Genomic DNA, 12,436 nt, shown 5'->3' with positions numbered 1-12,436 from the left:
GATCGGGGATCTCCTCCTCGCGGGCGACGGCGAGCCAGTCGCGGGCGAACCACTGCTCGAGCTCCCAGTCGTGGATCGTCGCGTCGTGATAGGCCCGTCCCGGCAGGAGCGACGCGGCGCGGAACGGGCGCCGCACGCGGGCGATCTCCTCCGCGGTGAAGAATCCGCTCGCCGTCATGACTTCGGGACCTCCTTGTTCGGGTCGAGGAACGGGAGGGCCGCCGTCGTGGCCGGCCAGCTCCCGCCATCCGGAGCGACGATCTCGAGCGGCGTGCCGGGCGCCGACAGCTCGATCGGGACCCAGACGTAGCCGATGTTCTTCGCGAGCCGGGGCGACCAGATGAGGTCCGTGATCTCACCCACTCGTTCGCCTCGATGGAGTGCCGGCCGCTTCTCGGCGATCTCGAATGACAGGGCATCGCCGGCGACCTCGATCCCGACGAGCTTCCGCGTGACGCCTCGCGCCCGGATCTCCTCGAGGGCCGCCTTGCCGATGTAGTCGGCCGCCTGCGGTTCGACGAGCCGCTCGAGGCCCATGATCTCGAACGGGTTGTTCGCGATCGTCATATCCGAGCCGTAGTTGAAGATGCCGGCCTCGATGCGCCGCGCCTCGCATGGCGCGATCGGGCGGATGTCGTGCGGCCGGCCGGCCTCCATGACCCGGTCCCAGAGGTCGCCGCCGCGGGACGGGTCGCGGAGGTAGAGCTCGTAGCCCACCTCGCCCGTCCAGCCCGTCCGGCTGATGACCAGCGGGATCCCGTCGAGCTCCGTCTGCAGCGTCCAGTAGTAGCGGATGTCGAGGATCGCGTCGCCGAACAGCGTCCGCATGACGTCCTTCGACCGCGGTCCCTGGATCTGGATCGGGTAGATCTCCGGCTCGCGGACCGTGACGTTCATCCCCGAGTGGACGGCCACGCCGCGCGCCCACAGTCCCGCGTCGCTGTCAGCGAGCGCGAGCCACCAGCGATCCGGGTCGATGCGAAGGAGCACCGGGTCATTGACGATGCCGCCGTCCTCTGCGGTGATGAGGACGTACTTGCCCTGGCCGGGTGCGCACCGGGTGAGGTCGCGGCAGGTCAGCGTGTTGACGAAGGCGGACGCGTCCGGCCCGGTGATCTCCACGATCCGCTCGACGGAGACGTCCCACACCGTCACGGCGTTGAGGAGATGCCAGTACTCCTCGACCGGATCCGCGTAGTAGCCGGGCAGGTACATGTGGTTGTAGATGTCGTAGGCGGAGCAGCCCGCGGCGAGGGTGCGCTCGAAAAACGGCGAGCGGCGGTACCAGGGTCCGAAGTACAGCGTGGATGACGTGGTCGGCTCGGCGGTCCGGATCGCGGTCATGGGGATCTCCTCGTTGGTGGGGTGACGGCATCGGCCTCGAGGATCACGAGCGCGTCGACCGCGATCGCTCTAGCCGATCCGGCGATGAGGGGGTTGACGTCCACTTCACGCCAATCCGGATGGTCGGCGATGGCCTGGCCGAGCTCGACGACGAAGGCCGCCAGGCGGTCGAGATCGACGGCCGGACGACCGCGCACGCCGTGGAGGATCGCCGCGCCACGAAGGTCATCGAGCATCTCCCGAGCGTCGGGGAGGGCCACGGGCGCGAGGCGGATCGCGACATCGTCCATGACCTCAGCGAGGATGCCGCCGAGTCCGACGACGACGACCGGCCCGAACTGGCGGTCGCGACGCGCACCCACGATGAGCTCGACGCCCAGCGGGACCGCGGGTTGAACGAGGACGCCCCTCGCCGTCACCCCCGCGGACCGTGCCGCCCCGAGGACGCGGCGGACCGCCCGACGGACACCCGCCGGATCCTCGACGCCGACGACGACGCCCCCGATCTCCGTCTTGTGGGCGAGGCCGTCCGCGTCGAGCTTGACGACCACCGGCCAGCCGAGCGACTCGGCGGCGGCGGCCGCCGACTCCTCGACACCCTCGATGGGGATCGCGATCACGCGGACGACGGGCAACCCGGCAGCGCGGAGAAGGTCGAGGGACGCTCGCTCGGACAGCACCTGCCCGGTCGCCGCGGCCGATCCGCCGCCGTCGAGGTCGCGGGCGTCGCCGTCGCCAACCTCGATCGGATCCGCAGCCGAACCGTCGTGGCCGTACGGCGGCACGTCCGCCGCGAGCGCCGGCCAGCCGCTCCTCGCCGGCCCGGCCGCGCGTCGGTTCGCGCGCCGCCGCTCCCACCAGGCGAGGCGGGCGATGGATGCGAAGGCTGCCGTCGTGCCCCTGAGCGCCGGGATCCCACCCGCTCCATCGAGGAGGTCGAGGACCTCGGGCGTGGCGTCGCCGGAGGTCAGTGACACGAAGACCGGCAGGATGGCGGGCAGCGCAGCGGTCGTGCGCACGAGCTCGCCGGCCAGCTCGGTCGCGAGCGCGACCTCGCCCGGCTGGGAGCGGAACGGGAAGTCGTGCACGAGGGCCACCACGTCGTAGGCCCCCGAATCGGCGAGCGCCTCGAAACAGCTTCGATACGTGGGTGCCGCCTCGCCAGCGCCCCATGGGTCGAGCGGATTGCCGACGTACCCGAGCGTCGGCAGTTCGGCCACGATCCGCGAGCGGGCGGCCGCGGGGATCGGCGGCAGGTCCACGCCCGTCCGGGAGGCGAGGTCCGCGATGAGCGAGCCTTCGCCGGTCGAGACGGTCACGACGGCCGTGCGGCCGGCACCGACCCCGCGGCCGAGGCGGCGAGACCCGGTCACGAGCGCGGCCGCCTCGAGGAGATCGTCCAGATCGTCGCAGCGGACCACGCCCGCGGCCCGCAGTGCCGCGTCGGTCACCCGGTCCTCACCGGCGAGCGATCCGGTGTGGGCGATCGCCGCCTCCTGCGCCTGGCGGCTCCGGCCGACCTTGATGGCGAGGATGGTCTTGCCGAGCTCGAGGGCGTGATCCGCGAGGGCGAGGAAGCGCTCCGGGCGCTTGAATCCCTCGACGAACAGGACGACGGCGTGCGTCTCGGGGTCGGCGAGGCTGTGCGCGAGGTAGTCGCAGATGTCGAGGACCGCCTCCGAGCCGCAGCTCACGATGCGGCTCCAGCCGATCCGCGTCCCGGCATGGACGAAGGCATCGGTGACGCTGCCCGACTGGGCGATCCCGGCCACGCCGCCACGCCTGAGGGTCGGCGGCAGGTCGTCGATGTACGTGGCGCTGTGCGTGGTCAGGTCGATGACGCCCATGCAGTTCGGCCCGAGGACGGCCGTCCCCGTCGCGGCCGCCACGGCGGCGACCTCCGCCTGCATCCGGGCCGCCGCCTCGCCACCCTCGACGACCCCACCGCCCGGGATGACGACGGCCGGCACGCCCGCCGCGGCGGCGATCGTCGTGAGCGACGCGGCCCGCAGCGGGTTGACCGCGATGAGCACGGTGTCCGGCACCTCGGGCAGCGACGCGAGGTCGGGGTGGCATGGCGTCCCGTCGATCGCGTCGTAGCGCGGATTCACGAAGTAGCAGCGGGCCGTGCCACCCACGCGGGCGATGTTGTCGCGCACCGTCGTGGCGAGGTCGGAACGCGGCGACGCGCCGACGACCGCGATCGAGCGCGGTGCGAACAGCGCGCGCAGGTCGAAGGCCGGCCGAGCCTCGACCTTCATCCGACCACCGCGGCCACGCCGCGTCGCTCGAGCGCTCGCGCGATGATGAGCCGCTGGATCTCGCTCGTGCCCTCCCAGATCCGGTCGACCCGGAGCTCGCGCAGGTACCGTTCCGCTGCGTACTCGCGCATGTAGCCGCGGCCACCGAAGACCTGGACGACCCGATCGGCGCAGCGCCACGCAGCCTCCGACGCGAACAGCTTGGCCAGCGATGCCTTGGCGTGGACGACCTTGCGATCCACCCCGCTGTCGGCCAGCCATGCCGCCTCGCGAGTGAGGAGCCGAGCGGCGGCGGCGTCGGCCGCCGAATCGGCGAGCGGGAAGCTCACCCCCTGGAAGTCGTAGATCCGGCCGCCGAACTGGAGGCGCCCCGTCGCCCATTCGACGGCGAGGTGGAGGAGCCGTTCCATCGCCCCGCTGCAGCGGGCGCCGATGTGGATGCGTTCGGCGACGAACCACTCGTTGGCAAGGTCATCGGCGGCTCCCACGGGACCGAGCCGCGCCGAGTCCGGCAGGCGCACGTCCACGAGCTCGAACTGGGGGTGGCGATCGGCGAAGGTGTGGGTGTAGGCGGGATCGTGGCGGAGCTGGACGCCGGCCGTGTCGTAGTCCACGAGGAAGAGCGTCGGGTGCCGCCCCGACGCGTCGACCACCATGCCGTGGAAGATCATGAAGTCCGTGTCGTCGGGCCCGGTGACGAACCATTTCTCGCCGTTGAGCACCCAGCCACCGGTCGCGGGATCGCGGACGGCGGTCGCCTCGAGCGTGCGTGCGTCGGAGCCCGCTCCCGGCTCGGTGATCGCATAGGAGCCGGAGCGCTCGCCCCGCAGGCTCGGCTCGAGGTAGCGCCGCCGCTGCGCCGCATCGCAGTGGACGAGGACGTTGTACGCGTCCGGCACGTAGGACCAAAGGCCACCCGTCACCTGGCCGTATTGCTCGTGGACGACGACCTGCTCGAGGAGCGACCAGCCCTGGCCGCCGACGGATGGTGGCAGCGCTCCGCCCGCCAGTCCCGCGGCGATCGCCCGTCGGCGCAGCTCCGCGCCCTGTTCCCGGGGCAGCCGCCCGCCCGCCAGCTCGAATTCGACTTCGAGTGGACGGAGCTCGTCCGCCACGAACCGTCGGGCGCGCTCCGCGAGCGCCTCGAGCGCGGGAGTGAGGGTCAGGTCCATGGGAAGTCGCTCCTTCGGCGGCCCGGGGCCGCGGATCGGATACCGGTCAGCCGCCGGCCGTCACGGCTGCCCGGTCCCTGATGATCTGGCCGGCGGCGAGCTTGCCCGGGGCGCCCATGACGCATCCGCCCGGATGGGTCCCCGATCCGCACTGGTAGTAGCCGTCGATCGGCGTCCGGTACTGCGACCAGCCGGGGGCGGGACGGAAGAAGTACATCTGCGGGGCGAGGAACTCGCCGCCGAAGATGTTGCCCTCGGAGAGGCCGACGGTCCGCTCGATGTCGAGCGGCGTGCGGATCTCGCGCTGGAGGACGAGGTCGCCGAACCCAGGGAAGAAGGACTCGAGGGTCGCCTGGACCGTGTCGCCGAACCGTTCCTTCTCGGCGTCCCAGTCGCTCTCGCGGAGGTGGTACGGGGCGTACTGGACGAAGCAGCTCATGACCGCCTTGCCAGGTGGGGCCATGTCCGGGTCCACCGTCGACTGGATGGCGCAGTCGAGATACGGCCGGGCGCTGTACCAGCCGTACTTCGCGTCGTCGAAGGCGCGCTCGAGGTAGGTCATGGTGGGTCCGATGTTCGTGAACCCGCGGTACTGATCCGTCCGGTCACCGAGCGCCGGGTAGCGAGGGAGTCCATCCAGGGCGAAGTTGACCTTCGCCGAGGTGCCCTGGAAGCGGAAGCGGCGGATGGTGTCCACGAGGTCCGTGGGGAGCTCCCGCGGATCGACGAGCTCGAGGAACGTCCGCCGCGGGTCCAGGGCCGACACGACGACCGGGGCGTGGTACTCGCTGCCGTCCGCGAGGGCGACGCCGATCGCCCGGCCGTCGCGGGTGATGACCCGCTCGACCGGCGATTCGAGGCGGATCTCCGCTCCGAAGGACTCGGCGGCTCGGGCGAGGACCTCCGTGAAACCGCCGTTGCCGCGCTTGTGGAAGGACCACGCGCCGAACTCGCCGTCGTGCTCGCCGAGCATGTGGTACAGCAGCACCAGCCCGGAGCCCTGGGAGTACGGTCCCACCTTCGTGCCGATGATGCTCGACGAGGCGAGGTATCCCTTGAGGATGTCCGATTCGAAGTAGTCGTCGAGGAAATCCGCCGCCGAGCCGGTCAGCAGGCGCACCGCGTCGTGGACGACCTTGCGGTCGAGCTTCCGGAACCGCTGGGCGAGGCCGGCGAGCGCGACCAGCTCCTCCGGATCGTCGCTGAAGATGTCCGGCGGCGCCGCGTCGAGCAGTGGCTTGATGGCTTGGCAGACCTTGAGGACGTCGTGATTGAAGGCGTCATAGGCATCCGCATCGTGGGGGCTGTGGCGGGCGATCTCGCGGAGGTTCTCGCCATGATCCTGGCCGAGCAGCAGGTGATCGCCGTTCTCCATCGGGCAGAACGTGGTCGGCATGAGGATCGGCATGAACCCGTGCTTCACCAGATCGAGCTCGTGGATGATGTCCGGCCGCAGGAGGCTCAGGGCATAGGAGAAGGTGGTGAACCAGAAGCCGGGCCGCAGCTCCTCCGTGATCGCCGCCCCGCCGACGAGATGGCGTCGCTCGAGGATCAGCGTTCGCAGCCCGGCCTTCGCCAGGTAGGCGCCGTTGGTCAGCCCGTTATGGCCGCCCCCGACGACGATCGCGTCATAGGTCCGGTCAGCGGCGGCGGTCGTCGTCCGCCCGGCGGGCGCGGTCTTGGTCATCAGGCGGTCCTTCGCGGCGGGTTGAAGAGGGGCAGGCGCGCCACGTGGGCGTCGAAGTACTCGTAGCGGTGATTGAGCCCGATCTCGAGCTTCACCCGGGAGCCCGGAGCGCTGAGATTCAAGGGAACTCGGGCGAGGGCGATGTGGCGCTGGAGGATCGGCGAGTACATCTGACTCGTCGCATAGCCGATCTGGGCGAGGTCGTCGTCGTAGATGAAGTACTCGTCCTGGACGGGGGTATGGTCCTTCGGCGGGATGAGACCGGCCTCGGCGTAGATCCGGTCGTACTCGCGCCAGTCCACGACGAGGCCGCTCAGCTTCCAGCGCGAGGTCCGGCCCGCGAGCTCCCGGCGGATCGCGTCGCGGCCGATGAAGGTACGATCGTCCGCCTCGAGGCCGCGGAACATCCAGCCGAGACCCAGCTCGATCGGCGTGGATCGATCCGCGTCGGTCCAGGCGAAGCGGCTGGAGTGGAAATCCACGTCGAGGAGGAGCAGGCCGGCTTCGATGCGGGTCATGTACAGGGCGGACATCCCGATGGGGATGATGCCCTGCCCGCGACCAGCCGCCCACACCGCATCCCAGACCGCGATCGCGTCGTCCGCCGGCACCCAGATCTCGTAGCCGAGGTCGCCCGTGTACCCCGTCCGCGAGACGCGGACGTTCAGCCCGGCGATGGTCGTGGCGACGATGCCGAAGTACGGCAGGCGGGCCACGGCGGGTGACAGGGACGCCAGCAGGTCGCGCGACCGGGGGCCCTGGACGGCGAGGATCGCCCATTGATCGGAGATATCCTCGATGCCGACCTCGAGACGGCCGATGAGGCCCTCGAGATACGCGAGGTTGGGCTCCGCGGACGTCAGGACGAACTCATCCGACCCGTGGCGGAGGACGACCCCGTCCTCGATGACGAAGCCACGATCGTCGCACCAGATCGTGTACTGGCCCTGGCCGACGGCGCACGTCCGGATGTCACGCGCGAGCACGCCGGACAGATACCGCGCCGCGTCGGGGCCCGCGATCCGGTACTTGTAGAGCGGCGAGGTGTCGAACAGACCGGCACTGTTGCGGACCGCGAAGTACTCGAACTTGTCCGACATCTGGTAGCGGCTCGCGACGAGGTGGTTGGCCCAGTGCTCCCAGAGACCGGTCTCGGTCAGCTGGCTGAGTCGCTCGTGGAATGGTGTCGTGCGGATCATCAGCGCCTCTGGGGCGACCGGTCTGCCCGGCGTGACGGGGGACGTTGTCCGGGCGCCATCGTACCGAACAGTTGGACGTTTGCGCAATATCGACTACGGTGAGCGCCACATGGCCCGCATGACCGCCGATCACCGCCGCGAGACGATCGTCGATGCCGCCATCGCCGTCGCCCGCCGCAAGGGGCTGGCCTCGACGACGGTTCGTGACGTGGCCGAGGAGATGGGCAGCTCGAGCGGGCTGATCCATCACTACTTCGGGACGATGGACGAGGTCCTTGCCGAGGCGTTCGAGCGGGTCGCCGGGAACGAGCTGCGGATGGCGGAGGAGGCGGCTGCCGACGCCCCGGGCCCGATCGAGGAGCTGGCGGCGTTCCTGCGGGCCTACACGCCCGCCGACACGGACTGGGCGTTCCAGCTCTGGCTCGACGCCTGGGCCGAGGCGGCCCGTCGGCCGGCCCTCCAGGCCACCTCGCGCCGGCTCAACCTCGCCTGGCAGGCGCTGCTCGAGGGGACGATCCGGGCCGGCATCGAGAGTGGCCAGTTCTCCTGTCCGGACCCCCGCGCTGCCGCGTGGCGGATCCTGTCGCTCCTCGACGGTCTCGCGCTGCAGGTCGTCGCGCACGGCTCGCTCATCGCCCGCTCCGACCTGCTCGAATGGGCCGAGGCCGCCGCCGAGCGTGAGTTGGGGCTCCCACCGGGTGCGCTGTCAGGCGCCTGACGGGTCAGGTCGGCGGCTTTCGGGGCTGTCGCGCGGCGAGCCCGGACGGGTCCCGGCCCAGCCACTCGGAGCGCGGGTCGTAGTCCGGGTCGAGCGGCTCCTGCGGCGGCCGCTCCACCACCGGGACATGGACGAGGTTGACGCGGATGCGGGTCCAGGTCGTGGACCGTCCACGCATCGAGTCGACGAGGACGTCGGCCGGCTCGAGCAGCGCCGCCGCGGCCGGCCAGCGCGACTTCCACCGCTCGAGCCCGCCGAGCGCGTCCGACTTCTTCGCCGCCCGCGCGATCTCGATGACCGGTACGGCGGAGCGACGGCGACCCGTCGGCGTCGGGCGCGTTGCGTCAGCCGTGTCGTACGCCGCGGCCGGCCGGCGCTGGCGGGACGGCATGACGCGCGGCGGTTCGCCCTCCTGCTTGCGATAGTTCGGCGGCCACGGCGCATCGCCGAGCCCCTCCGCCTCGTCCCGGGCCGAGAGGTCGAGCAGCGCGTCGAGGGAGCCCACCACCTCGTCGATGCCGGCTCCGGCGTCACCGCGGGCGGCGACGATACCGGGCACGGTGGCGAGCGTGAAGTCCTCGGGCTCCGCGGCTGCGACCTCGTCCCAGGGGAGCGGCATGGAGACTCGCGCGTCCGGCGTCGGGCGGACCGAATAGGCCGATGCGACGGTCCGATCCTTCGCGTTCTGGTTGTAGTCGAGGAAGACGCCGTGGCGCTCCTCCTTCCACCACTTCGAGGTGGCGAGGGCGGGCGCCCGGCGCTCGACATCGCGGGCGAGCGCGAGAGCCGCCCGGCGGACCTCCGGGAAGGTCCAGCGCCGCTCGATCCGGACGTTGATGTGGATGCCGCGCGAGCCGGATGTCTTCGGCCAGCCGATGAGGCCGACCGCCTCGAGCGCCTCGCGGGTGACGAGGGCCACGTCGCGGATCTGCGACCAGGCGACACCGGGCACCGGATCGAGATCGACCCGCAGCTCATCGGGATGGTCGAGATCGTCCGCCCGCACCGGATGCGGATTGAGGTCGATGCAGCCGAGGTTGACGACCCAGGCGAGCCCGGCCGCGTCGCGAAGGACCACCTCGTTCGCCGTCCGGCCCGACGGGAATGAGAGCTCCACGGTGTCGAGCCAGGTTGGTCGGTTCTCGGGCGCCCGCTTCTGGAAGAAGAACTCGCCGTCCGCGCCGTTGACGAACCGCTTGAGGGCCATCGGTCGACCGCCGGCCCCGATGAGCGCACCCTCCGCCACCGCGAGGTAGTAGCGGACCAGATCGAGCTTCGTGTGGCCCGCGGCCGGGAAATAGACCTTCGCGGGATTCGTGACGATGACGTCGCGATCGCCGATGCGGAGGATCTCCTGCGGTGTCGCCATGGCGACACGATATCGCGACGGCTCGTCCGCGGCCGGCTCCGCAGCCGGCTCCAGCCGGCTCCACCGCCTGAGGGACATCTGACGGAAACGGCGCTCCTCGAGGTCCTGTGCAGACCGCCAGCCCTATGATGGCCAACGCGCGGAGGTGATGGCCCACGCGCGGAGGCCGGGGTCCTCACACGCCGATCGAGACGCCGACCGAGATGCCGATCGAGACACCGGATCACGCCCGGCCCCCGGCCCGGTCGATTCGGACGGCGCCCGTTCGTCGTAGAGGCGACGGCGGTCATCGACGGTCGCCCGGCTGCGCAAAGGAGTCGACGATGCGGTACCTGCTCCTCATCTACACGCCGGAACCCACCGAGTCGGCCACGGACGACGTGATGCTCGACGAGCTGGACGCCTACAACGCCTATACCCAGGCGACCGTCGACAACGGCTCGTTCCGAGCGGGCGAGGCACTCCGACCCACCTCGACTGCGACGACCGTCCGGGTCCGCGACGGCCGGACGATGACGACGGATGGACCCTACGCCGAGACCAAGGAGCAGCTCGGCGGCTTCTACCTCGTGGAGTGCGCGAGCCTCGACGAGGCGATCGAGTCGGCCGCCCGCATTCCGGGCGCGAAGCGGGGCGCCATCGAGATCCGCCCGATCCACGAGCTGCCCACGGACGCCACAGCAGAGGCCATCACTGGAGCCGGCTGAGTCGCGCGACATCGTCGACCGCCTGTTCCGCGCGGAGTCCGGGCGAGCCGTCGCCGCGCTGATCAGGGTCCTCGGCGATTTCGACCTCGCGGAGGATGCGGTCCAGGAGGCGTTCGTCGTCGCCCTCGAGCGCTGGCCACGGGACGGCCTTCCCGCGAATCCGGGGGCCTGGATCACGACCACCGCCCGCAATCGAGCAATCGACCGTCTCCGGCGCGCGCGTCGCTTCGAGGACAAGCGGGCGCTCCTCGTTCACCAGGCGAGGCTGGAAACGGAGCTCTCCGCTGGCGAAGGAGGACCGAGCGATGTCGACGTGAGTCCCGTCGTCGACGACCGCCTGCGGCTCATCTTCACCTGTTGCCACCCGGCGCTTGCGATGGAGGCGCAGGTCGGCCTCACGCTGCGGACCCTCGGTGGGTTGACGACGCCGGAGATCGCCCACGCCTTCCTCATCCCCGAACCCACCATCGCCCAGCGCCTCGTCCGGGCGAAGCGGAAGATCCGCGACGCCGCCATCCCGTATCGCGTGCCGCCGGATCACCTCCTGCCCGAGCGACTCGACGCCGTGCTCCGCGTCCTCTACCTCATCTTCAACGAGGGCTACGGTGCGTCCTCGGGCGATGCGCTCATCCGCCCCGATCTGTGCGCCGAGGCGATCCGCCTCGCGCGCGTCCTCGCCGAGCTCATGCCGGACGAACCGGAGGTCATCGGGCTGCTCGCCCTCATGCTCCTCCACGACGCCCGTCGAGCGGCTCGGATCGGGACGGACGGCGACCTCATCCTCCTCGAAGCGCAGGATCGCGAGCGCTGGGACGGATCCCGGATCGTGGAGGGGGCGGCCCTCGTCGAGCGTGCGCTCAGGATGCGCCGGCCGGGCCCATATCAGATCGAGGCGGCGATCGCCGCCGTCCACGACGAGGCGCAGACCGCCGCATCCACGGACTGGCGGGAGATCGTCGGGCTGTACGACGCGCTCGTCCGGATCACGCCGTCACCCGTCGTCGAGCTCAACCGGGCAGTGGCGATCGCGATGGCGGACGGACCGTCTGCCGGCCTCGAGCTCATGGAAGCGCTGGCCGCCGCCGGTGCCCTCGACGACTACCACCTGCTCCACGCCGCACGGGCGGACCTGCTCCGCCGGCTCGGCCGCGATCCGGAGACCGCTGCCGCCTATCGTCGGGCGCTCACCCTCGTCGGGACGACCCCTGAGCGGGTGTTCCTCGAGCGACGCCTCGCCGAGGTGCTCGGCGGGCCGTAGGCTGCGCAACCTTGGCCGGTTGATGCTGGTGGCCCACGCGTCGGCCCAGGCGTCGACCCAGGGGTCGGTTGGTGGGTCTGCCCAAGTGTCGGCCCAGGGATCGGCCCCGGGATCGGGCCAGGGGCAGCCGGTCCCGGCCGATCGGCACGAGCCTGCCCCGACGGCCGCCTTCGTGACATCTGTCCTCCAGGCGGGCGCTCGTCAGTCGGATCCGGACACCTGCTCGCCTGGCGGTCGCCTGGCACCGCTGACGGTGGTGCGAGCGGTGCGCCGCGCACGACCGGACCCCATGTTGCCCCGCGTACCGTGACGAGCGCCCGCCTGAGGGTCGTCTGGCACGGATCGGACTGCTGCGGCGCGGCTCCGCTCCGATCGCGAGTGACCCGGCTGCCCTACTCGTAGCGGAGTGCGGCGATCGGGTCGCGGGGACTGCCCATGCCGCACGGCACAACTCGCGCCTTCGTCGTCGACGTCTTGCACGAACACACGACGTGGCCGTGGCGCCGAGTCCGCCAGCGAGCAGGACCGGGGCCGCGGCGCATTCAACGAGCATCGCATGAGCGGTGGCTCGAGCGTGCAGGGTTGCGGCACGGCGAACAATGACCCGTTCGGTCGGTTTCGAGCGGGGACTTCCGTGCACAGGGCCTGAGTTCCCGAGGGCTGCCTGTTCGCCGGATGCCGCCCCCCGCGCCTGCCGAGGCCGCGAGCTCAGCGGCTGAGG

The 12,436-nt window shown here is 71.1% G+C and carries 10 protein-coding genes; 3 read left to right on the top strand and 7 right to left on the bottom strand.

The window, feature by feature from the left end:
* The 6 genes from IVW53_15090 to IVW53_15065 form a co-directional block, all read right to left on the bottom strand.
* Window positions 1-178: hypothetical protein (locus IVW53_15090; protein ID MBF6606891.1), on the bottom strand; the 178-nt coding region annotated here is incomplete at its 3' end.
* Window positions 175-1,344 carry a glycine cleavage system protein T gene (locus tag IVW53_15085; protein ID MBF6606890.1) on the bottom strand — a complete coding sequence of 390 codons (1,170 nt, stop codon included), beginning with the start codon at window positions 1,342-1,344 and terminating at the stop codon, window positions 175-177. The genes IVW53_15090 and IVW53_15085, both read right to left, overlap by 4 nt.
* On the bottom strand, window positions 1,341-3,605 hold the full coding sequence (locus tag IVW53_15080; protein ID MBF6606889.1) for an acetate--CoA ligase family protein: 2,265 nt from the start codon (window positions 3,603-3,605) through the stop codon (window positions 1,341-1,343). The genes IVW53_15085 and IVW53_15080 overlap by 4 nt, the downstream gene beginning before the upstream one ends.
* Window positions 3,602-4,777 (bottom strand): acyl-CoA dehydrogenase family protein, encoded by a 1,176-nt coding sequence (locus IVW53_15075; protein ID MBF6606888.1) that lies wholly within the window; start codon window positions 4,775-4,777, stop codon window positions 3,602-3,604. Before IVW53_15075 ends, IVW53_15080 begins: the two co-directional genes overlap by 4 nt.
* Before the next feature lie 46 nt (window positions 4,778-4,823).
* Window positions 4,824-6,464 carry an NAD(P)/FAD-dependent oxidoreductase gene (locus tag IVW53_15070; GenBank protein MBF6606887.1) on the bottom strand — a complete coding sequence of 547 codons (1,641 nt, stop codon included), beginning with the start codon at window positions 6,462-6,464 and terminating at the stop codon, window positions 4,824-4,826.
* Entirely contained in the window at window positions 6,464-7,663 is a 1,200-nt protein-coding gene (locus tag IVW53_15065) for an aminomethyl transferase family protein (protein ID MBF6606886.1), read from the bottom strand. Before IVW53_15065 ends, IVW53_15070 begins: the two co-directional genes overlap by 1 nt.
* 109 nt (window positions 7,664-7,772) lie before the next feature.
* Between IVW53_15065 and IVW53_15060 the strand changes: the two genes are divergently transcribed.
* Entirely contained in the window at window positions 7,773-8,381 is a 609-nt protein-coding gene (locus IVW53_15060) for a TetR family transcriptional regulator C-terminal domain-containing protein (GenBank protein MBF6606885.1), read from the top strand.
* A gap of 4 nt (window positions 8,382-8,385) precedes the next feature.
* On the opposite strand, the gene IVW53_15055 is transcribed toward IVW53_15060, so the two are convergent.
* Window positions 8,386-9,750, bottom strand: coding sequence for a DNA polymerase domain-containing protein (locus IVW53_15055; GenBank protein ID MBF6606884.1), 1,365 nt, complete (start codon window positions 9,748-9,750; stop codon window positions 8,386-8,388).
* A gap of 323 nt (window positions 9,751-10,073) precedes the next feature.
* On the opposite strand from IVW53_15055, the gene IVW53_15050 reads away from it, so the two are divergent.
* On the top strand, window positions 10,074-10,457 hold the full coding sequence (locus tag IVW53_15050; protein MBF6606883.1) for a YciI family protein: 384 nt from the start codon (window positions 10,074-10,076) through the stop codon (window positions 10,455-10,457).
* On the top strand, window positions 10,444-11,715 hold the full coding sequence (locus IVW53_15045) for an RNA polymerase sigma factor (GenBank protein MBF6606882.1): 1,272 nt from the start codon (window positions 10,444-10,446) through the stop codon (window positions 11,713-11,715). Before IVW53_15050 ends, IVW53_15045 begins: the two co-directional genes overlap by 14 nt.
* The last annotated feature ends 721 nt before the right edge of the window (window positions 11,716-12,436 follow it).

The organism is Chloroflexota bacterium (assembly GCA_015478725.1).
Classification (GTDB): domain Bacteria; phylum Chloroflexota; class Limnocylindria; order Limnocylindrales; family CSP1-4; genus C-114.
Note: the sequence above shows the minus strand (reverse complement) of the source record. Positions and strands in the feature narration are given on the sequence as shown.

Excerpts from the sequence above, each read along its gene's own strand:
- IVW53_15070 (MBF6606887.1), bottom strand. The coding sequence starts at position 6,464 with ATGACCAAGACCGCGCCCGCCGGGCGGACGACGACCGCCGCCGCTGAC.
- IVW53_15060 (MBF6606885.1), top strand. The coding sequence starts at position 7,773 with ATGGCCCGCATGACCGCCGATCACCGCCGCGAGACGATCGTCGATGCC.
- IVW53_15075 (MBF6606888.1), bottom strand. The coding sequence starts at position 4,777 with ATGGACCTGACCCTCACTCCCGCGCTCGAGGCGCTCGCGGAGCGCGCC.
- IVW53_15050 (MBF6606883.1), top strand. The coding sequence starts at position 10,074 with ATGCGGTACCTGCTCCTCATCTACACGCCGGAACCCACCGAGTCGGCC.
- IVW53_15085 (MBF6606890.1), bottom strand. The coding sequence starts at position 1,344 with ATGACCGCGATCCGGACCGCCGAGCCGACCACGTCATCCACGCTGTAC.
- IVW53_15055 (MBF6606884.1), bottom strand. The coding sequence starts at position 9,750 with ATGGCGACACCGCAGGAGATCCTCCGCATCGGCGATCGCGACGTCATC.
- IVW53_15065 (MBF6606886.1), bottom strand. The coding sequence starts at position 7,663 with ATGATCCGCACGACACCATTCCACGAGCGACTCAGCCAGCTGACCGAG.
- IVW53_15080 (MBF6606889.1), bottom strand. The coding sequence starts at position 3,605 with ATGAAGGTCGAGGCTCGGCCGGCCTTCGACCTGCGCGCGCTGTTCGCA.